Genomic DNA, 26429 nt, shown 5'->3' with positions numbered 1-26429 from the left:
AGGTCGCGCTGCAGAGACGTTGCCGTATGGCGGCCGGGCCTCCCCTTTCTTCATTTTATGGTTCGCTTCTTTATCACGACCAGCCTAGTGCTCGGTTCGGGCTTCGCTGTGGCACAAAGCCCCGCGCCGGCCACTGCCCGCACTACCGCCGAGGCCCCCGTAACCGGGCGCATCACCGATGCCGCCACCGGCGAGGCGCTGCCCGGCGCCACCGTTTATTTCCCCGACCTCAGGCAGGCCACCGCCACCGATGGAAACGGACGGTTCAGCTTTGCCGACCTGCCGCGGGGGCGCTTTCTGATGCAGGTACGCTTTGTGGGCTACTCGACGGTGGCCCGCACCGTGGACACGGGTGCCGGCGCGGTGCTCGATGTGACGCTGGAGCCCACGGCCACCGAAATCGGGCAGGTGGTGGTAACGGGCGTGTCGGCCAGCACCGAAATGCGCCGTTCGCCCGTGCCCACCACCGTAGTCGACCAGGCCCGGCTGCAGCAGACTTCGGCCACCAACGCCGTGGATGCGCTGGCCCACGTGCCCGGCCTCAACCAGCTGACGACCGGCGCGGCCATCAGCAAGCCCGTTATCCGGGGACTGGGGGCCAACCGCGTCATCACCCTCAACAACGGCGCCAAGCAGGAAGGCCAGCAGTGGGGCGACGAGCACGGCATCGAAATCGACGAATTCAGCATCGATAGGGCCGAGATTATCAAGGGGCCCGGCTCGCTGCTGTATGGCTCGGATGGCCTGGCGGGCGTCATCAACTTTCTGCCGCCCGAGCCGGTGGCCGAGGGCCGGGTGCTGGGCGCGGCGGCCGCCACCTACCAGACCAACAACCACCAACAGGGCTACTCGCTCTGGAACGCGGGCAACCTGAACGGCCTGAACTGGCAACTGCGCGGCTCGGGCAAGCTGGCCGGCAACTACCGCAACCGCTACGACGGCCGGGTATACAACTCGGGTTTCCGGGAGCTTGATGGCAGCGGCTACGTAGGCCTGAACAAAAGCTGGGGCTACTCGCACCTCACCTTCAACTCCTTCAACCAGCAGCTGGGCCTGATTGAAGGCGCCCGCGACTCGCTGACGGGCCGGTTTCTGAAGGAAGTACCCACCGCTGCTGGCGACGAGCTGGCCGACGTGCTGGTTTCTGATGCCGATTTGCGCGGCTACGGCCTGGCCGTGCCGCGCCAGCAGGTCAACCACCTGCGCCTGGGCCTCGACAACAGCTTTATTCTGGGGCGGCACCGGCTCACGGCCAACCTGGGCTGGCAGCAGAACCTGCGCCGCGAGTTCGGCAACGCCCTCGACCAGGCCGAAACGTCGCTGTTTTTCCAGCTGCGCACCGTGGATTACGCCCTGCGCTGGTTTCTGCCCGAAATGAACGGCTGGAACACCACGTTTGGGGTGAGCGGCATGCAGCAGGAAAACCAGAACAAAGGCATGGAATTCCTGATTCCGGCCTACCGGCTGCTCGATGGCGGCGTGTTCGGGGTGACTAAAAAGAGCTTCGGCCGGCTCGATGTAAGCGGGGGCCTCCGCTACGATTTGCGCCGCATCAAGGCCGATGCGCTGTACCTTGGCGAGGACGAGCAGCCGGTACCGGCGGGCCAGGGCGAGGCGAAATTCGGGGGCTTCACGAGCACCTTCCGCAACGTGAGCGGCAGCGTGGGCGGGGCTTACTCGCTGGGCGAAAACCTGGTGCTCAAGGCCAACGCGGCCCGCGGTTTCCGGGCGCCCAACATTGCCGAGCTGGGCTCGAACGGCAAGCACGAAGGCACCGTGCGCTACGAAATCGGCGAGCCGAATCTGAAAGCGGAAACCAGTTTCCAGCTCGATGGAGGTCTGGCGTTTACCTCCGAGCACGTCGATTTGTCGGTTGATGCGTTCCGCAACCGCATCAGCAACTACATCTTCCCGAGCGTGCTGGGCGCGGCCGGCGGCGGCGACTCGCTCTCGGTGGAGGGCGACCGGGTGTTCCGCTACGGGCAGGGAGATGCGCGGCTGGCGGGCGGCGAAATCAGCCTCGATTTGCACCCCCACCCGCTCGACTGGCTGCACTTCGAAAACTCGTTTTCGATGGTGCGGGCCGTGCAGCTGGGCCAGCCCGCGGGCCAGCGCCACCTGCCCTTCATTCCGGCCGACCGGTTTCAGTCGGAGCTGCGGGTGAACTTTGCGAAGGTGGGCGGCTCGCGGCTGCGCAACCTGTATGCCCGCACGGCGCTGGAGCACAACTTCGCCCAGAACCGCATCTACTCGGCCTTCGACACCGAAACCCGCACGCCGGGCTACACGCTGGTGAATCTGGGGCTGGGCTCCGACGTGGTATCGGCCAAGGACCGCACGCTGTTCTCGCTTTACCTGACCTTGAACAACGTGTTCGACGTGGCCTACCAGAACCACCTGAGCCGCCTCAAGTACACCGACGTAAACTACGCCACCGGCCGGCAGGGCGTGTTCAATATGGGGCGCAACCTGAGTGCGAAACTCATTGTGCCGCTTTCGTTCAAGTAGCGCTGTAGGGCCCCGGCCTCAGCCAACGACTTAAACTCCGGCCGCGGGCCGGAGTTTTTGCGTATCAGCAGTTCACTCTTCTTCACTTAGACCACCTCCTATGGCCGCTAAACCGACCAAAAATACGCTCATGTTCTACCCCTGGCACCACTTTGTGTTGCTGCCGGCGGCCCTCATTCTGGCCATCTACGGCGTGCGGCGTTACCTCGATGTGGCCGGCGACGACTCCGAAATTTCGCGCCTCTGGTTTACGGTGGCCGCGCTGGCCGTCGTCGGCTTCGGCGTGCTGCTGATGCTGCGCCAGCACTACGCCCTCACGCTCCAGGACCGGCTGCTGCGGCTGGAGGTGCGCCAGCGCTATTTTGAGGTAACCGGCCAGAGCCTGCGCCCCTTGGAAGAGCAGCTCAAGCTCAGCCAGATTCTGGCCCTGCGCTTTGCCGGCGACGCCGAGCTGGCCGACCTCACCCAGGCCGCCATCCGCGAAAATCTGTCGTCGAAAGACATTCAGGCCCGTATCCGGGACTTCCATTTTGACGATATGCGGGTGTGATGGAGGCAAGGGTAGCCATCTGTCATCCTGAGCTTGCGAAGGACCTATTCAGAAGCTGCCATGGAAGATTAGCATGCCTGGATAGGTCCTTCGCAAGCTCAGGATGACCGTATCTTTGTCCTTTGTCCCAAAGTCCTGAATGCTCAACTACCCATCCATGATTCTATACAACGTAACCACCAGCCTCGACCCGGAAATTGCCGAGCAGTGGCTGGCGTACATGCAGGACACGCACATGCCGGAGGTGATGGCCACCGGATTTTTCCTCAAAAGCCAGCTCTGCCGAATGCTCGACGAGGAAGAAGGCGGCATCACCTACGCGGCCCAGTACTACGCCGTGAGCCTGGAGCAGCTCGAAACCTACCAGGAGCTGGCCGCCCCCACCCTGCGCGCCGACATGGACAAGCACTTCGGCGGCCGCTACGCCTCTTTCCGCACCATGCTGGAAGTGATGTAGGGCGAGTTGAGCTGGAGCTAACTCCCTGTCATCCTGAACAAAGTGAAGGACCTGTACAGAGACTAACGGTTGATGTTAGCTTCTGTATAGGTCCTTCACTGCGTTCAGGATGACAGGGGTTTTTTACTCTACTCCTCGCGCACGACGGCTTCTACGGCGGGGTCACAGGGAAAATCCTGGATTTGCGCGGCGGTGAGGTTGCCGTTGTACCATTCGGGGTCGAGGTTGGCGCCGAGTTTCTTGTAGAAGCCGATGGCCGGCTCGTTCCAGTCCAGCACTTGCCACTTGAGGCGGTGGGCCCCGGTATGGCGCGCTTCGGCCACCACGGCTTCAAAAAGCCGCCGGCCCAGGCCGGTGCCGCGCATGGCTTCGGTTACCACTAAGTCTTCCAGAAACAGCATCCGGCCCTTCCAGGTCGAGTAGGCGGTGTAGTACAGCGCCAGGCCCACAATCGGGCCTTCGGGCACCTCCAGGGCCACGAAGAAGCCGAATATGGGCTCGGGACCGAAACCGTCGCGCTGCATATCGGCCAGCGTGTTCGTGACTTCCTGCGGTGCCTTTTCGTATTCGGCCAGCTCCTGAATCAGGGCCAGCACCTGCGGCAAATCGGCCTCCCGGCCCCGGCGAATGAACATGGCGGTGTGGTGAGTGGTGAGTGGTGAGTGGTGAGTGGTGAGTGGTGAGTGGTGAGTGGTGAGTGGTGAGTGGTGAGTAAAAATACGAGCCTTATGGTCTGTTGGGCGCGTTGTGGCTGACTTTCCGCGGAATTCTTTTGCAGTGTCCCGAACGCAAGAAGAGCAACGCCCCGGTCGGGGCGTTGCTCTTCTGGTTTTGGTGGGCGGACCGCAGTTACATCACCGGCTGCATCTTCTTGATGGACTCGGTGGCGTTAACGGCGTTGATTTCGCGGTTGTTGGGGTCTTCTTTGCCGCCGGTGGTATCGGCCGGGGCCGGGTAGGTCAGGGGCTCAACCGCCGTATCTACTTCCCGCTCATGTTCGGGGTTGCTACAGGAGGTAGCGGAGAGCAGCAGCGAACCGGCCAGCAGGCCGAGCAAGGACATTTTTTTCATATCAGAAAGCAAAAAAGCTAAGGCAATTACGCGGTTTGCAGCCGCAAAGATACGGCAAATGAGTTGTCAGTTGTCAGTTGATAGTTGCCAGGAACTATGTCATTCTGAGCAGAGCGAAGAATCTTGCTTGCAATGGTAACGCCTTTATAGCTAGAGTTACTTTGGCACGCGAGATTCTTCGCTCTGCTCAGAATGACATAATTCCTGGCAATACACTCCTTATTTACCAAACGGCTGAACGCCCATGTTGTAGAAGGCGAACGACCAGACGTCGGCCCACTCCTGAATCTGGAGCTTGGTGCTTTTGCCGGCGCCGTGGCCCGCATTTACATCTACGCGGATGAGCTGGGGGTTGGGGCCGGTGTTGGCGGCCTGCAGGGCGGCGGCGTATTTAAACGAGTGGGCCGGCACCACGCGGTCGTCGTGGTCGGCGGTGGTAATCATGGTGGCGGGGTAGGCGGCCGGCTTCAGGTTGTGCAGCGGCGAGAACTTGTAAAGGTTCTGGAACTGCTCGTAGTTGTCGGAGGTGCCGTACTCGGGGGCCCAGTTCCAGCCGATGGTGAACTTCTGGTAGCGCAGCATATCCATCACGCCCACGGCCGGAAAGGCCACTTTGCACAAATCCGGGCGCTGGGTCATGGTGGCGCCCACCAGCAGGCCGCCGTTCGAGCCGCCGGCAATGGCGAGGCGGTCGGCGCTGGTGTAGCCCTGCACCTTCAGGTACTCGGCGGCGGCAATGAAGTCGTCGAACACGTTTTGCTTTCGGGGCGTCATGCCGGCCTGGTGCCAGGCCTCGCCGTATTCGCCGCCGCCCCGCAGGTTGGGGATGGCCAGCACGCCGCCGTTTTCCAGCCACAGCATGCGGGCCACCGAGAAGCTCGGCGTAAGCGAAATGTTGAAGCCGCCGTAGGCGTACAGGTAAGTCGGGTTCTTACCGTCGAGCTTCACGCCTTTCTTGTGGGTGATGAACATGGGCACCTTGGTGCCGTCTTTGCTGGCGTAGAACACCTGGGTCGTCACGTAATCCTGGGGGTTCACATCCACCTTCGGGGCCCGGAATACGGTGCTGGTGTTGGAAGCTAGGTCGTACTTATAGATGGTGGTCGGGTAGGTGAACGAGGTGAAAGCGTAGTACACCTGCTTGGCGTCGCGCTTGCCGCCGAAGCCGCTGGCCGTGCCAATGGCCGGCAACGCCACATCGTGCTTGAACTCGCCTTTTTCGGTGTACACCTTAATCAGGCTGCTGGCGTCCTTCAGGTACGAGGCCACCAGGTAACCGCCCACATGGTCGACACCCTCCAGCTTCTGCTGGGTTTCGGGCAGCACGGTTTTCCAGTTTTTCTCCTGGGGCTTTTTGGGGTCGATGAGCACGACGCGGTAGTTGGGCGCGCCGTTGTTGGTGAGCACCAGCAGCTTATCGCCCACGTTGCCGACCACCGAGTTGTTGTGCTCGTAGCTGGTGATGAGCGACGTGAAAGTGCCCTCCTGGCGCCGGTCGGTCAGGTCGCGCACCGAGAGGCGGTTGCCGTCGGCTTTGCCATCGGTGAGGTAAAGCACCAGGAACCGCTCGTCGTCGGTGGTGCCCACGGTGCGGAAGCCCAGCGGGCTTTTGGGGTCCTCGTACACCAGCCGGTCGGTGCTCTGGGGCTTGCCCAGCTGATGGTAGTACACCTTGTGGTACTCGTTTTTGCCGGCCAGCTTGTTTTCGCCGGCCTTGGGCGCATCGTAGCGGCTATAAAAGAAACCGTTCTTGTACCAGGCCGCGCCCGACACCTTCACCCAGTCGAGCTGGTCGGTGGTGGGCTGGCGGGTTTTCAGGTCGAGCACCTTCATCGTCTGCCAGTCGGAGCCGCCGCCGCTGGTGGCGTAGGCCATATAGCGCTGGTCGTTGGAGTAGTAGGTGCCGGCCAGGGCCGTGGTGCCGTCGGCCGAGAACTTGTTGGGGTCGAGCAGCACGTCGGGCTGGCCCTCGGCACCGTCGCCCTGCTGCACGTACAGCACGGCCTGGTTCTGCAGGCCATCGTTCTTGCTGAAATACAGCTGGTTGCCTTCCTGGTGCGGAATACCGAACTTCTCGTAGTTCCAAAGAGTCGTCAGTCGCTCGCGGATTTTGTCGCGGAACGGAATCTGCTCCAGGTAGCCAAAGGTCACCTTGTTTTCGGCCGTTACCCAGCTTTTGGTTTCGGGCGCATCGGGGTCTTCCAGCCAGCGGTAGGGGTCGGCTACCGGGGTACCGAAGTAATCGTCCTTCTGGTCGGATTTGCGGGTTTCGGGGTAGGTAAGCACGAATTTAGTGGCGGAAGAGGCGGCAGTTTTAGCGGCGGGCGTAGTGGCCGTGGGCATGGTGGGCTGTGACGACCGGCAGGCGGCCAGCCCCGCCAGCGCCAGCAGCGGAACAGTAAGGTTGCGCATAGAAAAGCAGGATGGGTGAGTGGCCGAAGATAACCCACAAGTTCGGCAGATGCCCTTTCGGCCCCAATTATTTACCCGGTCTGCCACCCGCACGGTGGCGCCAAAGCAGGGTAGTATAGAGTCGTTATTTTTATCAAGAACTTTTCTAAATAGATTTTCGGTTGTTCCTTTGCCCCTCTTCGGAATAAGTCTAAATATTCTCCACTACGTTTCTACATGTCGATGCTTCGCTCTCTGGGCCTGACTTCCACGCTTTTGGCTAGCGCTCTGGCGGTGCAGGCCCAGCAAACGGCCACTATCCGGGGCCGCGTTACTACGTCCGATGGCCGGCCGGCCGAGTCGGTAACGGTGGGGCTGAAAGGCCGCAACCAGGGGGCCATTACCAACGGCCGGGGCGAGTACGCCATTGAGCGCGTGGCCGATGGGCAGTACACGGTGGTGGTGTCGGCCGTGGGGCTGAAAACCACCGAGCGGCTGGTGGCAGTAAGCGGCGGCCAGACGATTACAGTAGATTTTTCGCTGGCCGAAAACGCCGAGCAGCTGCGGGAGGTCGTTATCAGCGGCAACCGCACCAACAAGTTCGCCCGCAAAACGTCGGAGTACGTGGGCAAGATGCCGCTGAGCAACCTGGAAAATCCGCAGGTGTACGCCACCGTGGGCAAGGAGCTGCTGACTGAGCAGTTGGTATTCACGGTCGATGATGCCACGCGCAACGTGCCGGGCCTGCAGAAAATGTGGGACGCCACCGGCCGCGGCGGCGACGGCGGCGCGTTCTATGCCTCGCGGGGCTTTGTGGTGTCGAGCCAGCTGCGCAACGGCGTGGCCGGCAACGTCACCAGCGACATTGATGCGGTAAATCTGGAGAAGCTCGAAGTCATTAAGGGCCCCTCGGCCACGCTGTTCGGCTCGTCGCTGACTTCCTATGGCGGGCTGCTGAACCGCATCACCAAAAAGCCGACGGATGCCTTCGGGGGCGAACTGAACGTGGCGGCTGGCTCCTACGGCTTCCACCGCGTGAGTGCCGATGTGAACCTGGTGGACGCCAACACGCCCGCCGGCCAGCCCAACACGCTGGCCTTCCGCCTGAACACAGCCTACACCTACGAAGACAACTTCCAGAACGTCGGCTACACGGGTTTCAACAAGAGCCTGGCCGTGGCGCCGAGCCTGCAGTTCCGGCCCAACGAGCGGCTGACGGTGAACGTGGACGCCGAAATCTACAAGAGCTCGGGTGTGGGCAAGCAGCTCATTTTCTTCTACTTCCCTTCGTCGGCGCTGGGCTTCGACCGGGCCGATGAGTCGCCGCTGGATTACCGGCAGTCGTACCTGGGGCCGGGCCTGGTGCAGGATTCGCGCAGCACCAACCTGTTCGGGCAGGTGCAGTACCGGATTTCGCCCAACTTCACCGCCACCACCTTCCTGACGAGCAGCCACAGCTTCTCCAACGGCGCGGGCCCCTACTTCTACCTCAACCCGGCCGATACGCTTACCAACGCGGTAACGCTGGCGCGCGCCGACCAATCGACCCAGAACAGCCAGCGGCAGATTTGGGAGGTGCAGCAGCTGTTCAACGGCGACTTCAACCTGGGCAACCTGCGCAACCGCGTGGTGCTGGGCCTGGATTTCCTGCGCGTGGATGCGGACGTGAACTACCTGGGCGGCGGCTTCGATGTGGTGCCCGTCGTGGGCGTGCCGGGCTACGACTACCGCACCTTCAACGGCACCAGCCTCGCGGCGCTCTATACCGCCACCCCGCCGCCGCACTACCTGGTCACCACCAAGTCGAACACCTACAGCGCCTTCGTGTCGGATGTGCTGAACCTGACCGATAAGCTGAGTGTGCTGGCCGCCCTGCGCCTCGACCACTTCGACAACAAAGGCGGCATTTCGTACGGGCCCAACGCGGCGTACTCGCAGACTTCGTTGTCGCCCAAGTTCGGTTTGGTGTATCAGCCGGTGAAGGACCGGGTGGCGCTGTTTGCCAACTACCAGAACAGCTTCCGCAACCCCACCGATGGCAGCTACCTCAACACCAGCGGCCAGCTCCAGACCGCCAAAGTTGAGCGAGCCAACCAGTGGGAAGGCGGCGTGAAGCTGGATGCGGCCGACGGCCGGGTAAGCGCCACGGTGAGCTACTACGATATTCAGGTGCAGGACCTGCTGCGCGCCACGCCCGTGGCCGCCAGCGCGCCGGGCGCCAACGACGGGATTCCGAACGCCCAAACCCAGAACGGTACGCAGCTCAGCCGGGGCGCCGAGCTGAACCTGACGGCCAACCCGGTGGCGGGCCTGAATGTGGTGGCCGGCTTTGCGTACAACTTCTCAGAGTGGAAAAATGCCAGCGAAATTGAAAACGGTCGCCGGCCCAACACCGCTTCCTCGCCCTACCTGGCCAACGCCTGGGTGAGCTACCGCCAGCCCGCGGGCCCGCTGCAGGGCCTGGGCGCGGGCTTCGGCGGCAACTATGCCAGCGACAACCGCATCCAGAACACCAGCCTCAACGTGTTTACGCTGCCCAGCTACACCGTGCTCAACGCCAGCCTGTTCTACGACCAGCCCAAGTACCGCCTCTCGGCCAAGGTGGATAACCTGACCGATAAGCACTACTGGGTGGGCTACACCACCATGAACCCGCAGAAGCTGCGCAGCATTGTGGGCAGCATCGCCTATAAATTTTAACCCGCTATGCCGGCCCCGCGCAAACCTGCTGAACCCACTGCCGCCGACGGCCCGGTTTGGAACTGTGCCGGCTGCCAACTGTGTAAACTAACGCCGGGACACGAGCTGTGCCGGCTGCGCCACCTGCTGTGCTGGCTCGAAACCCATCCTACCGCTGCCCTACCGCCGCCGCCGCCCGACCCGGCGGAGGCCCCTAAACCGCCCGAAGTATGACGTTCAAGAAAGCCGTTGGCAAGCTGCATCTGTGGCTGGGGCTGGCCTCGGGGCTGGTGGTATTCGTGGTGAGCCTGACGGGGGCCATTTTCGTGTTTCAGGATGAAATCCGGGACCTGACGGAGCCCTGGCGAAAGGTGGAGGTGCAGGCCACGGCGCCCCTGCTGCCCTCGCGCCTGCAGGCCGCCGCCCTGGCCACGCACCCCGGCATTGCCGCCCAGGATACCTGGTTTACTTCCTTCGGACCCGAGCGCTCGGCCACCGTATTCTTCACCGACAAGGCCGGCGCGCCTATTCAGGTGTACCTGAACCCCTACACCGGCCAGGTACTGCACGAGCAGGATTTGCGCACCCATTTCTTCACCATCGTCCAGGAAATCCACATGCACCTGCTGCTGCCCGAGGCGGTGGCCAAATGGGTGGTGGGCGTTTCTATCAGCATTTTTGTGGTGATGCTGGGCACCGGCATTGTGCTGTGGTGGCCCAAGCGCCGGCAGGAGCGCAAGCAGCGCTTCACCATCAAATGGGGCGCGCGCTGGCGGCGCATCAACTATGATTTGCACAACGTGCTGGGCTTCTACGTGGCCGGTATTGCACTGGTGCTGGCGCTGTCGGGCCTGTTCATGATGTACCCCTGGATGCTCAACGTCACGGTGTTTGCCATCGACGGCAAGTGGCCGCCTTCTCCCGAGCAGCTCACGCCCAAAATCGACACGCTGCGGGCTGTGCCCACCGCCGCGCAGCCCCTGGCCGACGTTGCCTACCGCACCATCCGCCGCCGCACGCCCGGCGCCAACATGATGATTATTGCCCCGGTCGGGACCGGCAAAGCGCCCCTGCAGTGCTGGGCCTACCAACGGGCCCTGCACTACTACGAGCGCGACGAATACTTTTTCCACCCCGCCTCGGGCCAGCTGCTGCACACCACGCCGCACAGCGGCAAAAGCAACGGCACCCGGTTTTCCGACATGAACTACGACCTGCACACGGGCCAACTGCTGGGCCTGGGCGGTAAAATCGTAGCCTTTTTGGCCAGCCTGCTATCCACCAGCCTGCCCATTACGGGCACCCTCGTGTGGTGGGGTCGCCGCAATAAGAAGAAAAAGAAGCAGTTGCCGCCAACTCTCGTCTCCCAGAGCTGAAACCCTGGGCTAGTCAGCAGGAAAAACTTAGGTTGCGGATTAGAGCTAGTTTGCTAGCTTTTAATTCTAGCTTGTCTGTAGCCGCCTACCCCCTACTGCATCCGGCCCACCTTCGGAATCACCTGAATCAGAAAGCGCTTGTTGTCGCCTTCGCGGCGGCCCTGGTAGCGGCCGGTACCGAAGAAGCCGCTGCCCCCGATGATGAGCTCGATGTTGCGGTCCTGGCCGAAATCGAGGCCGTTTTGCTTCCAGAAGTTGAGCAGGTTGAGGGCCCGGCGGTAGCTGAGCTGGTAGGTGGTTTGCTCCTCGCGGGCGTTGCGCGGGTCGCCGGCCGGGTAGCGGGCGGCCATGCCCTCCACAATCACGAGGTAGCGCACGGGCTGGTCGGTTTTGATGCTTTTGAGCACCGTGCGCAAGGTGCGACCGGCCTGCAACAGGGCGGGCTTGTAAGCGTCCTGGATTTCGTCGCGGCCGGCTTTGAACTGCACCGGCACCAGCAGCTCGTGCCGCTCGTTGGCGGGGTCGTACTTGAAGTACTTGCCCTCCAGCCGCTCCAATGAACGGCGGATTTTGGTTATCTGCTCCAGCTCCTCAGCCTTGGCTTTCAGTTCGCCGTTGGCCTGCTTCAGCTCCCCCTCCCGGTCCTTGAACAGCTTGAAGCTGTACACGAACAGCACCAGCATCACCACGAACAGCGACGTCATCAGGTCCACGTAGCTGGGCCAGAAGAAGTCGTTGTTTTGGCGGTTGTTGGAAGTAGGGTTGTTCATACGGAGCACCCCACCCCCCGGCCCCCTCCCCTCCGGGAGAGGGGGAGCCTGACGGTTTTTGGGGTTGATTGATAATCGAAATACATTTTCACTGGGTAACACCAGAACGCACCCCTCTCTTGAGGAGAGGGGTCGGGGGTGAGGTTACACCGGCTTCACGCCCCCAAATAGTTTGTCCATGAACCGCTGGAAACGGTTCTTGGAGGTAGCTTTCACCAACACCGTGTTCAGGTTTGAAAGCTCACTGAGCAGCTTGGCCTGAATCTGGGAGTCCAGCTCCACTTTGCGCAGCAGCTCGCGCTGGGTAGCGGTTACGTCGCGGCTGAGGTCGGTTTGCTGAGCGTTGAGGTTTTGCAGGGGCTCCAACTGCTTTAGGAGCTTTTCGAAGATGTTGTCGGCGTTGAGCTGCTCGTAGTACTGCTGCCACTTTTCGTAGGCCAGCTGGGCCTGCCGCTCGTTCTGGTTCTGGCGCTGGGTGAGGATGTCGGCCAGGCTGATGCCCGCCTGGTCGATGTGCTGCTCGGCCCGGTCGCGCAGGTTGCGCAGCTCCACCTGGTGCTTCTGGAAGAAGTCGAGCATGAGCTGCACCGAGTTGTTGTTGCTGCCCACGTAGTGGCCCAGGTCGTTGATGCCTTTCTCGAAGCCCCGCAGCCGGTCCAGAATCCCGTTCACGCTCTGGGCCGACTGATAGCCGTTTTCGAGCATCTGGTTGAGCTGCTGCTGGTAGCCGGTAAAGGCTGCGAATAGCTCGGCCGATTCGCGCACCTTCTCGAAGACGGCAATATTGGCGGCGGCCATCTTGTCGTAGCCAATCGTGTCGAGGCGCTGCAGGAAGTCGCTCTGCACCTTGATGTTGGCCGTCACCTTGTCCATGAGCGGATTGAACAGCTCGACCTGGCCCACGAACTGCTGGTTGAAGGCATCGAGCACCGATTTGAGGTTGCTCAAGCTGCCGGCCATATCGGAGTGCAGAATGGGCAGCAGCCGCACCTGCAGCACGGTGTAGTATTGGTTCTGGCGGCCGTCGAGCTGGCGGCGGGCCTCCCGCAGCAGCCCGTTGCCGAGCAGCGTGAGCAGCAGCCCCACAAACGAGCCGGTCATGGCAATCAGCACCCCGGTCAGGAAGGGCGTCAGTGCGTTGTCGTCCGACACGCCGTTGCGGGCAATGCCCACGAGGCCCAGAATCACGCCCAGAAACGTGCCCAGCAGACCCAAATACAAAGGCGTCGAAACGTTGGCCTGCACCTCGTTGTCGAGCACCTGGCTGCGGCGCTCCGAAATATCTTTCAGAATCCCAAAATCGGCCGCCGCGCCCTTGTTGTGGCGCAGGTAGTCGTTGGTGTCGAGCAGGATTTCCTGAAACTCGGCCGAGGGGTTGTCGGCCTTGAGGATGGTGGCCGGGTAGGCGTCGGCGGGGGCGTCGGCGGCGTATTCAGGCAGGTCGCGGCCGTCGGGCAGTACGAGGCGCTGCTCCACCCGCAACGTTTCGCGGGGCGGATATAGCTGGCCAAGCTGGCGGGTTTTGGCGCGGGTTTGCAGGAACGTGCGAATCTGCAGGCCCACCACGACCACCACCACCAGAACTTCAAGGGCAATTTCAAGCATAGAACTACGAAGCTACGGCTAAAAGCTAGTTCCCCTCCTTGGAAAGGAGGGGTTAGGGGTGGTTGATTGATGGTAGAACGATAACTAAAAACTAGCTTCTAACCCTTGTTCAAGCGTCATCAACCACCCCCAGCCCCTCCTTTCCAAGGAGGGGAGCTAGGTTCTAGTTTTCTAACTTCCCTTTTACTCGAACCGGATAGCCGCCTTCTGCCCAATCTGCCAGTTGCCGGCCACTTTGCGCAGCACGCCTTCCTCCTCTGTTACGATGCGGGTAACCGGCCCGGTGGGCTGCTGGTAGCGGCAGGCCTCACGCAACGAGTACTGGGCGCTCTGGATGGCGTAGGCGTGCGTGGCGGGGTTGGGCGTGACGTTGAACGTAGCCAGTTCGGGCCACTGCGGGTCGAAATGCAGCTCGTAGATGCTGTCGTGCTGGGGCTCGTCGGAGAGGTCGTACTCGCTGAACGCCCCGTTCACCGGCACCTTCACGTACTTCGTGAACTGGGCCCGGGCGGCTGGCTCAACCGGTTCAGCCAGTGCCGGCGCATCGGTCGGCCCAACCTCCACTGTGGCAGGCCCGGATGGCGGCAACTGCACGGGCGGCACCAGACTCTCGAACTCGTCGCGCGGGGCGGCCGTGGGCGCGCCCGCCGGAATAGCAGCCGGCGGGGCCGGCACCTCCGAAAGACTGACCGGGGCCTCCGCCACCCGCACTTCGGGCGCAGCCGCGGGCTCAGGTGCCGGGGCCGACACAACGGGCGGAGCTACGGTAGCCGGAGCAACCGGAACAGCTGGGGTAGGCGATGGGGTCGGCGCAGGCCGAGAAGTAGCCTTAGCGGCGGGTTGGGCCGGACGTTGCTCCAGTTCCTCGGCTACGCGCTGGGCCACTATCTTTTCCACTTCCCGGCGCTGGGCCAGGGTAAGCTGGCCGGCCACGGTGCCGGGGGCAGCTACCGATTTCACGGCATCGATATCGGTGCGGTGCCGGCCTACGCGGTTGGCTAGTTCGGCCATTTTGCGGCTTTGCAGCCAGAACAGCACCAAACTCAACAGGGCCAGAATCAGCGCCAGCGGTGCAAATAGCTTGTCCATCAGGCTTTCCCCCACCCCGCTGGCAGCAGCCGGCCGGCTGGCCAGGCCCGCGTCGGCCGGACCGGCATCGGCAGATGCGGAAGCTGTGGCCTCGTCGAGGTCGGCGGTGGTATCGGCCGCGTTGGCAGCCGGCTCGGTGCCGCCCAGGTCGCCGATGGGCGTGCCGCTGTTCACGTAGCTATTCAGGGCCGTTTCAAGCGTAGCCAGCCGCTCCATCCGGGCCGGATTGGCCCGCCGCGCCGCCGACGACTTCAGCCTGTTCACGATTTCCGAGGTCAGTTTCTGCAACCGCTTGTCGTTGCTGGCGAGGCCCGCGTACATGGTGCCGCGGCCTTCCAGGGGCTGGTAAAGCAGGCTGTACACCTTCTGGCTATCGGCCTTGATGCTGTTCTCGAACGCCTTAAGCGAGCTGCCGCAGTTGAGCTTGTCCTTGAGGTTGGGCCGCCCGTTGTCGTCGTATACGTAGCGGGCGGCAGCGCACCAGATTTGCACCTTCTGCTCGTCGAGCGTGGGCTGGCCGGGAGCAGTCTGGGCTGAAGTGGCGCCGGCCGCCAGTAGCAGCAGGCCGGTGAGCAGGGAAGCAGCGCGGCGGGAAAGGGTCATGGGCGTGGGGGATTGGAAGTTCGGCTAAGCTAAAGCTAAAAGCTAGTTCCCCTCCTTGGAAAGGAGGGGCTAGGGGTGGTTGACGATGTTCGAACGGTTGTTAGAGCTAGAAATCAACGGGTCGTTCAATGAGTTTCAACCACCCCTAGCCCCTCTTCAAGGAGGGGAACTAGCTTTCTAACTACTAGTTTTTAGATTCATTTTCGTTGAAAAAAGCAGCTTTAATAGCAGTCAATATGCTTTCCGGGTGGCTCCAGAAATCCTTGTTCTCAAACCGCACTACCCGCAAACCCTGAGCTTCCAGGTACCGCGTGCGCTCTACGTCCCGGGCATTACCTACCACATCGTAATGCCCGGCTCCGTCCAATTCTACCACCAACTTTTCGGCCGGACAATAGAAGTCCACGATATAAGGCCCAATGCTATGCTGCCGCCGAAATTTGCGTCCGTTCAGCTGGCTACGCTGCAAATACGTCCACAACGAAGCTTCTGCCGGGGTGAGGTTGTTGCGCAGTTCCCGGCGTTGGTCCTTCTTATGAGCAAGGTTGTGTTTGCGCTCCTCGTGTTCAGCCATGCCAGTTAGACTAAAATTACACCTAGAAAGCTAGCTCCCCTCCTTGGAAAGGAGGGGCTGGGGGTGGTTGAAACTCATTGAACGGTAACTTGAAGCCAAGCGGGTCGTTCTGGCTAGTCAACCACCCCCAGCCCCTCCTTTCCAAGGAGGGGAGCTAGCTTTCTATCTTCTAATTCTAGCATCCATCTTTTTTTACGCCTGCAACTCCCGGCTCAGGTTATATAAGGCCTGCTTCAGCGGCAGGAAGAACAGGGTTTCGGGCAGGGTTTCGTCGGCGGAGAGCTGGCGCTGGAACTGGTGCAGGCCCAGGCTCAGGCTGTCCTCGATTTCGCGAAGCAGGATGTCCTTTACGCGCTGCCGGTCCACGTCTACGCCTACTTCGCGCAGGTAGGGCGCCACTTCGTCGCCTTCGAGCACTAGGGTGAGGTAGTTGCGCACGTTGACCAGCACCTCGTCTTTGAGGGCGGCATCCACCTGGTTCAGCTTGAGGCGCTGCTGGTTCAGCTCGCCGCCTTCCACGGTGCCGCTGAGCTTCACTGCCTGGATGTTGTCGTAGTCGGTGGTGGTTTTCTCCTCGAAAAGCACGCCGCCGTTGGTGGTGGCTTCCTTGGGATTATCGGCCAGGATAACGCGGAAGTTGTGGGGCGGCTCGGTGCCGGTTACGGCCTGGAAAATGGCTTTCGTAATCTTCTCGATGGCCACCAGCGAGCTGCCGCCGGCCAGCAGGCGCAGGTACAGGCTGCCCTTGCCCGAGAAGCAAAGGTAGCGCGGCGTTTTCAGCCCGAAATGCTTGGTAAGCTGGGCCGTGTGGTAGATGATGGCCGTGTAGTGCAGGTAGAACAGCACCCGCAGCTGCCGGCCGCGGCCCAGCCCCAGGGCCTGGGTGAAGCGCAGTGCATCGTCGTACTTGAAGAGCAGGCTAGTGACGTCGGCCGAGCCGAAATCGTTGTTTTTGAGCGCCGCCTGCAGGTAGCCCTTGTACTCCTGGTTCTGCTCCGAGTCGGGCAGACTTTCCACGTGGCTGACGCCGAGGCGGAGCAGGCCGTTTTGCTTGGGCGCCCCCTGCACGCGGGCGTAACCGTCGCCCCACAGGTCGTCGCCGGCAAAGCGGAACGAGGTGCTGTAGGCCGGTTTCTGGTCGGCGAAGAGCAGCAAGTCGGTGGTGCCACCGCCAATGTCGATGTTCACCACGTTCTCGTCGCGGTTGGGCACCACCTGGTTGGTGGCGGTGAGGTAGTAGTAGGGCGCCACCGATTCGGTGAGGCAGATGGTAGGGCGCCGGGCCTTAAACACCTGCTGGAACGCCTCGTCCCACACCTGCTGAAACTGGTTGCGCAAAAAGCCGTCGAAGCTCAGCGGCGCGAACCATACCACTCGGGTGTCTTCCAGAATGCCGCCGTGCAAGGCCGCCTTGTGGCGCAGCAGCAGCAGGATTTCCTTGAAGAACGCCTCGATGCGCGACACGCCCTGGGGGTCGAGCTCGGCGCTCCATTTCAGGTTGGTGATGAAGCGGTTCTGGGGCAGCTCGGCGGTAGTTTCGGTGTTGATGCTGAAGCCGATGTTGATGTTGCTGAGCACTTTGGCCGGCTCGTTGGCAAACGAGGTGGTTTCGCACACGGCGGTCCGAATCGGGAACTCGTACACCGAGCCGCCCTCGCCAATGAAGCTGGGCACGAACTCGCGGTTTTGCAGCGTGGCCACGTCGGAGTTCAACTGCCCGGCCCCAAACCGGTAGCGCTGGGCGGCCGACTGGCCGGCATCAGCCAGCGGGGCGCTCAGCCACTCCACCTGCACGTCGGCCTCGCCGATGGTGAGCGGGCGCGGGTGGGCCGAGGGCGAATCGGCGTAGGCCACGTGGGTGTTGGTGGTGCCGAAGTCGATGGCGAACGTGAAGCGGCGGGTGCCACGGTCCAGCTCGCGCCAGCGGGGCACGAACAGGCCCCGGGCCGGCTCGGCGCCCAGCGTGGCAGGCGGGCAGGTCAGTTCGGCCAGGTCGAAGTGGATGCCGGTGATTTCGTAATAGGTGCTGCCGGCGGTGGCTACACTTTTCTGGGTGCGCTCGTAGCGGGTGGCGCGGCGGGCAGCGCCCTGCTCGGTAATCCGCTCGCCATTCACGAAGAACGTAAGGTCGTAGCGGCGGCTGAGCATGGTGGGCGCGTTGTCGGCATCCACCAGCATCACCTTGTACAGGTCGTTGAACTCAGGCTGGTAGCGCACTTTGTAGAATGGGAACACGCCCACGCCCACGTTGGCCTTCACAATGCGGCCTTTCTCCAGAATTTCGCGGCCCTGGGCGTCCTTGGGGTTCTGGGGGTTGGTATAGTAGCTCCGCTCGAAGGTGATGAAGCGCCCGCCCTGCACCGGCACCCGCAGCTGCACGCGCACGTGGCTGAGGTCGATGGTGAAGGTGAGCAGCTCGGCCAGCTCGGCTTCGGTGAAGTACTCGAAAAACGCCTGTTTCAGGGGCAGCAGGTACGGAAACCGCGCCCGCCCCTGCCCGTCGGCGCCGTACTGGAACGTGACTTTGCCGGTGTGGAAGCGCTGGGTGTTCAGCTCGTAAGGCAGCTCCACCAGCGAGTCTTCGAGCAGGTCGCCCACCGTGAGGTAGGGGTACTTGAAGCCCTTGCCGGGCAGCACCCGGTTTTCCAGCGCCAGCTCGTCGTGGTAGGGCACGGGCGTGCGGTCGTCCCAGGGCTGGCCGTTCAGGTAGTTGGCCCCCGGCATGGTCAGGTTGGGGCGCAGCACCAGCGGGCGCGGGCGGCCGGAGCCGGCCTCGCGGGTGGGCTGAATAAACAGGTCGGAGCTGGTGACGGCCGACTGGTCGGCGCGGCCGGGCAGGGGCACGCCCTTCACGCTCACCAGGTTGCCCTGGGCATCGGCCAGGGCCGGGTAGCGGGCCGCGAACTGCTGGGCCGTCCGGTCGCCCTGCATCTGGAGCTGGTTGATTTTCGTGCGGTCGAGGCCGGCGTACACGCTGCCGGCAAACTCGCGGCGCTGCAAGGCCGGGTAGGCCAGGAACAGCTCGTACACGAACTCCCGGAACTGCGGGTCGCGGTCGTCGAGCAGCACCGTCTGGTGGTCGAAGTAGTGGCCGCGCGCCTGGGGCCGCTCCAGGTCGAGGGCGCCCACGCCGGGACCAGTGAATAGCAGCGTCAGCGGCGAGGTACCGCCCAGCAGGCGCGGACCGCCCGTCAGCTCCGGCGACTCGTAGTACACCAGATACATGTCGGTGAAGCCCTGGAACCGCTCGTCCTGCATGTACAGTTGCAGCGTTTCGCCCAACAGGCGCGTACGCTCACTCTGCCGCATCCGCTGGATTTCGGCCTCCGCATTCCAGCGGCGCAACGTGATTTTGCGGCCGGCCTGGGTGTAGAGGTGGTAGTTGTAGAGCAGCTCCAGCAGGTCCCAGAAGTGGGTCGTCAGCTCGTGGTACACCGAGCCAGGGTTGTTCTTGCCCTCCCGGGCCAGAAAGTCGAAGGCCGTCTCAAACAGGTGCATACGCGCAAACGGCGTCGGGATGCTCACCGCCAGATTGCGCGACTTGCCGCCCGCCGGGTCGGTTACGGTGTTGATTTCGGTGCTGGTAACGGGGGCGGTTTTCTGCCAGCCCTGCACCTGCTGGGAACCGTTGTTGTGTAAGCGAAGGACTTTGGGCATATCGGGACCCCACCCCCCGGCCTCCTCCCCTGTGAGGAGGGGAGCCAGACGAGAGCTTATAGGGAGTTTTTTAGCTAGAGACTACAACTAGAAAGCTAGTTCCCCTCCTTGGAAAGGAGGGGCTAGGGGTGGTTGATTCGTTGCCCGACGCCGTTGCTGGTCGTTCACCTAAGCAACATCAGCAACGAATCAACCACCCCAGCGTCGGCTACGCCGCCGCGTCCCCTCCTTTCCAAGGAGAGGAGTTTTCGTTCTTTTACTACACCACCTTCACCTTCTCCTCAAAGGCCTTGTCGGTCACTTGGTAGAACAAATCCAGCAGCTTGCGGAAGCTGTCGGGCTCACCAATAGACTTTTCGGTTTTGTTGAGGCTGTCGAGCAGGTAGTTGTGGCTGAGGCCTTTGTTGAAGAAGTCGTTCCACTTCTTTTCCACCGGCTTGCCCAGAATCATGGCGTTGAAGTCGTCGGTTTGCAGGTCGAAGGGGCGGAAGGCGCGGCGGTTCTGGGCCAGTTCCTGCAGCCACTGGTCGACGCCCGAATCGGCGCTGTGCAGGAAGGTGTTGAGCTCCTTGAAAATAGGCTCGTTGCGCATGGCGTAATCGAGCTTGAGATTGTCGTGGTAAGGCGCCTTATCGGTGGGCAGGTGCAGCTTGTGGTAGCGCGTGAAGTACAGGAACTGGGTCAGGTGTCGGGCTACCAGCTCGCGGGTTTCGTCGGGCAGGTGGCTGAACTGGATTTCGGGCGCGTCGGCGCCCAGGCCGTACTCGTGGAAGTGCGGGCCGCCAGTACGCAGTTCGGCGGCCGAGTAGTTCATGAAATCCACGATGCTCAGGGCCGCCAGCAACTCAATGATGTGGGCCTTGTTCTTCTGCTGCACACCGCCGGGCTGGTTTTCGTAGGGCGTGTCGGGCGTGTCGGCCAGGTAGTAGAGCGCGTCGAGGCCCTGCAGGTTGTGCTCGTAGTAGCTGAGCGCGGCCTTGGTTTTGGTCAGGAAGTTATTGGAGTCGATAACGGCCGCGTCCTCGCTCTGGAGCGCGAAATAGGGCATGACCGTTACGGCGCCGGTGGGCGCGTCGCGCAGGTAGCGGGCATTGCTGAGGCGGGTGTTGGGGTCTTTCAGGTTCTTGAGCATCAGCGGAAAACCCGCCGCGCCCGTGCCACCAAAAATGCTCGACACGAAGAACACCCGGTCGCCATCCTGGAAATTATCGGCGAAAAACCGCATTTCGGCGCTGTCCACCAGCTTGTTCAGCACGATGCTGCCCACGTTAGGCGAGCCCCGGAAACCAATAGTCAGCGGGCTTTCCAGGTTGTCGGGCGTGAACAGTAAGTCTACCAGCCCTTTCGAATCCACGCTCAGCCCGTCGTAGTCGAGGTACTGCCGGAAGCTCTGGTTGATGCCGCCGAAGTCGAAAATGAAAGTGTCCTTCACCGAGCCGTTGGCATCCTGCGAAATCCCGCTCAGCGTGCTGATATCGGTCTGGAAGAAGCCTTCGTCGCGGGGACCGAGGTGCTGGTAAATCTGCTGGTAGTTCTGCAGCAGCTCCACCGTGCGGTTCATGTCGCCGTTGTGGGCATCGGGGTCGATGATGATGGGCACCACCCGGTCGCAGTTGGGCAGCTTGACGCCGGCCGCCAGCAGCATCGTGAGCGAGCGAATCACCCGCGAGCCCGTGCCGCCAATACCGAATAAGAAGAGTTTAGCCATGATATTGCTGATGTTGAACGAAACTCCCCTCCTCAGCTGAGGAGGGGACGTTCAGCCGCAAGGCTGAACTGGGGTGGTTGACTCGTTGCTGATGTTGTTTGGTTGAACGACTCATAATGGCGTCGTTCAATTGGTAGCGTCGTGCAACGAATCAACCACCCCCAGCCCCTCCTTTCCAAGGAGGGGAGCTAGTTTTCTAGTTTCTAGCTTTAAAACGGCGTAGTGCTGGCGTTGGTGGAGGCTTTGCGCAGCAGCAGCGAGAAAATGAAGAACCAGGCCAGGCTCAGGATGGCGTTCCAGGTGGCCAGCCAGTAGATGTAGCTGTGGTCGGCAACCTGCTGGGCGTGGGCCTGCCAGATGGTAATGCCGAAGGCCAGCAGCGCGTTCAGGCCCAGAAACAAACCCCAGTGCCGGCCCTTGTTGAAGGTAGCCACGCCCATGGCCCGGTTGATGAGCAGGTAGAAAATTACTGCTAGTCCCAGCGACAAACCAATGTTCAGCAGGCCGATATTGGGAAACACCACGTCACGGTACACCGGCGTGTCGGCCGGGGGCTGGGGGTTGCCGATGATTTCGTAGAGGAAGCGGAAGAATGCTTTCATGCGGAAAAATAACGCCCGGCACCCGCCCGGCAACTCGTGAAACGATACAACAGAAATGAAATTGCGGCCCCGGCCAAAACACCCGGCGCCGGGCCCTGGCAGCCGCCTGAACGACTATCGTGCCAACCCCGGCCGCTACTTAGCCGGCTGCAGCGTCAGAGGCAGCTCGAAGATGGTAGGCTGAGCCTGCACCGAGGCCTGGATTCCGTCGAGCAAGCTGCTCAGGGCGAAGGTTTTGGCGGCCGGCGTGGCGTCGTTTTTCGTAGTCCACTGGCTTACCCAGGCGGGGCGCTGGTTTTGCAGCTTGAGCACCAGCGGGCGCGAGGCGGGTGGCACTTTGGTCAGACGGATTTTGGCGAAGTGCGTGAACCGGCTCTGCGGGCCGCTGCTGCCTTTAGTCTGGGCAGTGGCGGCCGTAACGCCTGCCAGTTTAGCGTCGGTGTCCACGGTTTGTACCTGCAGGTTCTGCTGCAGATAGGCCAGCTCGCGGTACTGGGCGGGCAGGTTCTGCAAATTGAGGCCTACCACAAACTCTACCGGCTGCTGGGCCGAGGCCTCGCTGACGGCCACCACGCGGTACGCATCGGCGTTGCGTTTGCTCGCCCCGTCGTCGCCGTAGTACCAGCTGCCCTTGTTCTCAAACTTATCGAGCACCGAGTAGGCCGGGCGCGGGTAGGTTACGCCGAAGTGCGCCTGGCGGGCCGTTTCGTCGGTCAGCAAAGCCGCATCAAACTGCCGCACGGCATCCGAGGGGCCAATCACCCAGTAGTAATAGGGTATTTCGGTGTCGCAGCAGTTGGTTTTCTTGCCCGCCGCCACCAAGGCCGGGTAGTAGGTGCCCCGGAAATCTGACGTGAAGCCGTACACCGACACGGCCAGGTCCGACTGGGCGCCGTTGCGCTGCAGGGCATCCGTGATGTCGGTTTTGATGTAGGGAATGGCGCCCGCGTTTTTGGGCGAGTAGATGAAGTCGGAAATCAGCACGTTCACGGTGCCGGGCTGGTAATAGCGCGTCATCAGCGTATCGAGCACGGCGGGCACCTCGGTGCTCTTGGCCGGCTGCCGGATGCCCCCGCGCACCGTGCCCGAAAGCGTGCCGTACGACTCGGTGTAGGGCTTCTCCTTCAGCAGGAAAAACGACTTCTGCCTGACCATCGGCGTGCGGTTCACCTCCGACAGAAACTGCGCCACCCGCTGCTGAAACTGCGTATTCTGGCCATCGGCGGCCGTTTTGGGCATGAAGCCTTCCATCGAGCCCGACACTTCCAGCAGCACATTCACGCGCTGCAGCGGCTGGGCCGTGGCAGCAGCTTCGGGCGCAACAGTCGGCGTTTCCGGGTTGTCGCTGATGACTGCGTCAGTCATTGTGCCCGCTTTACCTCCCTCTTCCTTGATATCGGAGCGGGAGTAGCAGCCGGGCAACAGGAGCAGCGACAGGCCCAGGGCGGGCAGCAGGCGGGAAATAAGAGTGGAGTTGCGCATCGGGTTAAAGTAACGACAATCTTTTCGGGATGGTTGGGCCGTAGTTTGCGCGCTGCGGGCTGCCTTGCTCCTAGCTGTAATCGATTTCGGTGTTGTCGCCGATGTTGAGGCTGTGCTTGGTGCCTTTGAACAGGGCATCGGAACCGACGATGCAGTCGTGCATGACGGCCGAGCGCAGCTCGGAGTAGGAGCCGATGATGGACTCGCTCAGGATGACGTTCTGCACGATGGTATGGTCGCCGATGGCCACGTTGGGGCCGATGATGGAGCCCGCAATCTGGCAGTCGCGGCCGATGCTGACGGGCGGGATGATGATGGTGTCGGGAAAGTCGGAGTAGTCGCGGCGGCGCAGGAACTCGGGACGGTTGAGCAGGCGGGCGTTGGCTTCGAGCAGCGAGCTTTTGCGGCCGCAGTCGAACCAGTTGTCTACCGGCGCGGCCACCATTTCGGCGCCGTCCTCAATCATCAGCATCAGCGCGTCGGTGAGCTGAAACTCGCCGTGGGTGCGCTTGCCCTGCTCCACAATGCGCTCCAGCGCCGAGGCCAGCCAGTCGGCGTTGGCAATCTTGTAGAGGCCCACCAGCGCGAAGTTCGACTTTGGAATGCGCGGCTTCTCGACCACTTTCGTCACCAGCCCGCGGGGCCCGTTTTCCACGATGCCGAACAGGGCGGGCGTCTTCACTTCCTTTACGGCCAGCACGTTGCCGGGCGTGGCAATCAGGGCGCGCAGGTCCACGTCCACGATGGTGTCGCCGAGCAGAATCAGCACGCCGTCGGGCTCGTGGCGGAACTGGTCGCGGGCCAGCCACAGGGCGTGGGCGATGCCCTCGCGGGGCTCCTGCACCACAAACGTGGCCTGCAGGTCGGGGTACTGGCGGCGCACGTAGTTCTCCACTTTCTCGCCGAGGTAGCCAATGATAAAGACGAACTCGTGGACGCCGGCTTCGACCAGCCTATCAATGATGTGGCCCAGGATGGTGTTGCCGGCCACCGGCACCAGCGTTTTGGGCTGGGTGTGGGTGTGAGGCCGGAGGCGGGAGCCGATGCCGGCTACGGGAATAACTACTTTCATAAACTGAATCGGGAAGCGCCGAAGCGCAAAATACACAATAGCCGCGGAGCTTGGCGCCGTTTTCCTTGCAGCCAGCCCCCGCACAACCGCCGGGCCGCGAATTCGTACTTTGCAGCGCAGCCGGCCCCGTGGGGCGCACTGCTACCAGAACCGGTTCCGGTCGATTTTTCTCTCTCCCTTTCCCAATTTCCCAATTTTTCCGCCATGAAACGTTTTCTGCTCTACTTTGCCGGCATCGTGCTGATGCTTTCCCAGTCGTCGTGCGGCTATAACTCGATGGTAACCAAGGACCAGGCCGTGAAGGGCCAGTGGGCCAACGTGCAGAGTGCTTACCAGCGCCGCTCCGACCTGATTCCGAACCTGGTAAACACGGTGAAAGGTGCCGCCAACTTCGAGAAATCAACCCTGACCGAAGTGATTGAGGCCCGCGCCAAGGCCACCAGCGTGCAGCTGAACGCCGACCAGCTGACGCCCGAGAACCTGCAGAAATTCCAGGCCGCCCAAAGCCAGGTGGGCTCGGGCCTGGGCCGGCTGCTGGCCGTGTCGGAAAACTACCCCGAGCTGAAAGCCAACGCCAACTTCCAGGAGCTGCAGGCCCAGATCGAGGGCACCGAAAACCGCATCAACGTGGAGCGCAACAAGTTCAACGGCCTCGTCAACGACTACAACGCCTACGTCAAGAGCTTCCCCAACAACCTGTTTGCCGGCCTGTTCGGCTTCGCTGAGAAGCCTTACTTCGAGGCCGACGCCGCCTCGCAGAAGGCTCCGACGGTGCAGTTTTAATTCGGTTGTCAGCGAAAGAGCGGTGTCATGCTGAGCGAAGCGGAGCGTAGTCGAAGCATCTCTACTGCTTCGTTGCAATCATCGGGATTACCAATGTGGTAGAGATGCTTCGACTACGCTCCGCTTCGCTCAGCATGACACCGCTCTGGTTTAACCCTAACCGGCAATTGACATGACCAATCCTCTCACTCCCGAACAGGAAGCGGCGCTGGTGGAAGCCATCCGGCAGGCTGAGCTGCGCACGTCGGGCGAAATCCGGGTGCACCTGGAAGACAGCTGCCCCTCGCCCGACCCGCTCGACCGCGCCGCCCAGGTGTTTGCCGAGCTGGGCATGCACCACACGGCCCAGCGCAACGGTGTGTTGTTTTACCTGGCCTGGCAGAGCCGGCAGTTTGCCGTTATCGGCGACGCGGGCATCAACTCGGCCGTGCCTGACGACTTCTGGGAAACGGCCAAGGAGAACGTGCTGCAGCATTTCCGCACCGAGAAATACGTGCTGGGTCTGGAGGCCGGCATCCGGCTGGCGGGCGAGCAGCTGCGGCGCTACTTCCCCTACGACGCCGCCACCGACCAGAACGAGCTGGACGACTCGATTTCGTTCGGCGACTCACCTGCAAAGCGCCCATGAAGAACCTGCTAGTAACGATGCGACGACCGGCTGGCTGGCTGCTGACCTTTGGCCTGCTGCTGTGGGCGCTGGTAGCGGCCGCCCAGAACGTACCGCCCCGCCCCAATCCGCCCCGCCTCGTCAACGACCTGGCGGGCATGCTACGGCCCGACGAGGTGGCGCAGCTGGAGCGCAAGCTGGTGGCCTACAACGACTCGACCTCATCGCAGATTGCTGTGGTAACCGTGCCCAGCCTCGGCGACTACGACATTTTCGACTACGCCCAGAAGCTCTACCAGGCCTGGGGCATCGGTCAGAAAAGCAACAACAACGGCGTGCTGCTGCTGGTGGCCAAGCAGGAGCGCAAGGCGCGCATCCACACCGGCTACGGCCTCGAAGGCGCCATTCCGGACGCCATTTCCAAGCGCATCATTTCCAACACCATCGTTCCGGCTTTCAAGCAGGAGCGCTACTACAACGGCCTCGACCGCGCCACCGACCAGCTGATTTCGCTGGCTCAGGGCGAGTACAAGGCCGACCAGACCACCCGGCAGCGCGCCCCGGCCGACGACAGCGGCTCGGGCATCTCGTTCTGGCTTATCATCGGGGTGCTGATTCTGTTCATTATGCTGCGTAACCGCGGCGGCGGCAACAACGGCGGCCGGCGCAACCGCGGCTTCGGCGGCTCCATGATTCCGCCCCTCATCTTCGGCGACTTCAGCGGCGGCCGCGGCACCTTTGGGGGCGGTTTCGGCGGTGGAGGCGGCGGCTTTGGCGGCGGCGGTTTCGGGGGCTTCGGCGGCGGCAGCAGCGGCGGCGGCGGCGCCTCGGGCAGCTGGTAAAGG

The 26429-nt window shown here is 62.2% G+C and carries 20 protein-coding genes; 8 read left to right on the top strand and 12 right to left on the bottom strand.

Features of this window, described 5'->3' with window-relative positions; translation table 11 throughout:
- The first annotated feature begins 57 nt into the window (after positions 1-57).
- The 3 genes from H145_RS0102225 (at position 58) to H145_RS0102215 (ending at position 3515) form a co-directional block, all read left to right on the top strand.
- Positions 58-2508 (top strand): TonB-dependent receptor, encoded by a 2451-nt coding sequence (locus H145_RS0102225; protein ID WP_019946505.1) that lies wholly within the window; start codon positions 58-60, stop codon positions 2506-2508.
- 100 nt (positions 2509-2608) lie between these two features.
- A complete protein-coding gene (locus H145_RS0102220; protein ID WP_019946504.1) occupies positions 2609-3058 on the top strand; it encodes a DUF6526 family protein in 450 nt (149 codons plus the stop codon).
- 157 nt (positions 3059-3215) lie between these two features.
- Positions 3216-3515, top strand: coding sequence for a DUF4286 family protein (locus tag H145_RS0102215; protein ID WP_026351204.1), 300 nt, complete (start codon positions 3216-3218; stop codon positions 3513-3515).
- Between the two features lie 128 nt (positions 3516-3643).
- Here H145_RS0102215 and H145_RS19565 read toward each other — a convergent pair whose 3' ends face one another.
- From H145_RS19565 to H145_RS0102200, 3 genes are all read right to left on the bottom strand, one after another.
- Positions 3644-4150, bottom strand: coding sequence for a GNAT family N-acetyltransferase (locus H145_RS19565; protein WP_019946502.1), 507 nt, complete (start codon positions 4148-4150; stop codon positions 3644-3646).
- Between the two features lie 214 nt (positions 4151-4364).
- Positions 4365-4586: a hypothetical protein gene (locus tag H145_RS0102205; protein WP_019946501.1), complete on the bottom strand. Its 222-nt coding sequence runs from the start codon at positions 4584-4586 to the stop codon at positions 4365-4367.
- Positions 4587-4805: 219 nt separating this feature from the next.
- Complete coding sequence (locus H145_RS0102200; protein ID WP_019946500.1) at positions 4806-6998, bottom strand: prolyl oligopeptidase family serine peptidase; 2193 nt, start codon at positions 6996-6998, stop codon at positions 4806-4808.
- 222 nt (positions 6999-7220) lie between these two features.
- Between H145_RS0102200 and H145_RS0102195 the strand changes: the two genes are divergently transcribed.
- Both H145_RS0102195 and H145_RS0102190 read left to right on the top strand, forming a co-directional pair.
- Entirely contained in the window at positions 7221-9677 is a 2457-nt protein-coding gene (locus H145_RS0102195) for a TonB-dependent receptor (RefSeq protein WP_019946499.1), read from the top strand.
- A 209-nt stretch (positions 9678-9886) separates the two neighbouring features.
- Positions 9887-11032: a PepSY-associated TM helix domain-containing protein gene (locus H145_RS0102190; protein ID WP_019946498.1), complete on the top strand. Its 1146-nt coding sequence runs from the start codon at positions 9887-9889 to the stop codon at positions 11030-11032.
- 92 nt (positions 11033-11124) lie between these two features.
- Here H145_RS0102190 and H145_RS0102185 read toward each other — a convergent pair whose 3' ends face one another.
- The 9 genes from H145_RS0102185 to H145_RS0102145 all read right to left on the bottom strand — a co-directional run bounded on the left by H145_RS0102185 (position 11125) and on the right by H145_RS0102145 (position 24194).
- Positions 11125-11802 carry a hypothetical protein gene (locus H145_RS0102185; RefSeq protein ID WP_019946497.1) on the bottom strand — a complete coding sequence of 226 codons (678 nt, stop codon included), beginning with the start codon at positions 11800-11802 and terminating at the stop codon, positions 11125-11127.
- Between the two features lie 144 nt (positions 11803-11946).
- Positions 11947-13407, bottom strand: coding sequence for a hypothetical protein (locus H145_RS0102180; protein ID WP_019946496.1), 1461 nt, complete (start codon positions 13405-13407; stop codon positions 11947-11949).
- A gap of 183 nt (positions 13408-13590) precedes the next feature.
- Positions 13591-15099 carry a hypothetical protein gene (locus tag H145_RS0102175; protein ID WP_026351202.1) on the bottom strand — a complete coding sequence of 503 codons (1509 nt, stop codon included), beginning with the start codon at positions 15097-15099 and terminating at the stop codon, positions 13591-13593.
- A gap of 184 nt (positions 15100-15283) precedes the next feature.
- The gene (locus H145_RS0102170; protein ID WP_019946495.1) at positions 15284-15673 is read right to left on the bottom strand and encodes an endonuclease domain-containing protein; all 390 of its coding nucleotides are present in this window, start codon (positions 15671-15673) and stop codon (positions 15284-15286) included.
- 192 nt (positions 15674-15865) lie between these two features.
- Positions 15866-19330: a hypothetical protein gene (locus H145_RS0102165; protein ID WP_026351201.1), complete on the bottom strand. Its 3465-nt coding sequence runs from the start codon at positions 19328-19330 to the stop codon at positions 15866-15868.
- 259 nt (positions 19331-19589) lie between these two features.
- The gene (locus tag H145_RS0102160) at positions 19590-21038 is read right to left on the bottom strand and encodes a hypothetical protein (protein ID WP_019946493.1); all 1449 of its coding nucleotides are present in this window, start codon (positions 21036-21038) and stop codon (positions 19590-19592) included.
- Positions 21039-21247: 209 nt separating this feature from the next.
- Positions 21248-21640, bottom strand: coding sequence for a hypothetical protein (locus tag H145_RS0102155; RefSeq protein ID WP_019946492.1), 393 nt, complete (start codon positions 21638-21640; stop codon positions 21248-21250).
- Positions 21641-21775: 135 nt separating this feature from the next.
- Entirely contained in the window at positions 21776-23122 is a 1347-nt protein-coding gene (locus H145_RS0102150; RefSeq protein ID WP_019946491.1) for a hypothetical protein, read from the bottom strand.
- A 70-nt stretch (positions 23123-23192) separates the two neighbouring features.
- Positions 23193-24194: a sugar phosphate nucleotidyltransferase gene (locus H145_RS0102145; RefSeq protein WP_019946490.1), complete on the bottom strand. Its 1002-nt coding sequence runs from the start codon at positions 24192-24194 to the stop codon at positions 23193-23195.
- A gap of 204 nt (positions 24195-24398) precedes the next feature.
- Here H145_RS0102145 and H145_RS0102140 point away from each other — a divergent pair, with 204 nt between their 5' ends.
- The 3 genes from H145_RS0102140 (at position 24399) to H145_RS0102130 (ending at position 26426) form a co-directional block, all read left to right on the top strand.
- Entirely contained in the window at positions 24399-24977 is a 579-nt protein-coding gene (locus tag H145_RS0102140; protein WP_019946489.1) for a LemA family protein, read from the top strand.
- Between the two features lie 172 nt (positions 24978-25149).
- A complete protein-coding gene (locus H145_RS0102135; protein WP_019946488.1) occupies positions 25150-25605 on the top strand; it encodes a TPM domain-containing protein in 456 nt (151 codons plus the stop codon).
- A complete protein-coding gene (locus H145_RS0102130) occupies positions 25602-26426 on the top strand; it encodes a TPM domain-containing protein (RefSeq protein ID WP_019946487.1) in 825 nt (274 codons plus the stop codon). Before H145_RS0102135 ends, H145_RS0102130 begins: the two co-directional genes overlap by 4 nt.
- Positions 26427-26429: the final 3 nt, after the last annotated feature.

The organism is Hymenobacter aerophilus DSM 13606, from assembly GCF_000382225.1.
In the GTDB taxonomy this organism is placed as follows: domain Bacteria; phylum Bacteroidota; class Bacteroidia; order Cytophagales; family Hymenobacteraceae; genus Hymenobacter; species Hymenobacter aerophilus.
Note: the sequence above shows the minus strand (reverse complement) of the source record. Positions and strands in the feature narration are given on the sequence as shown.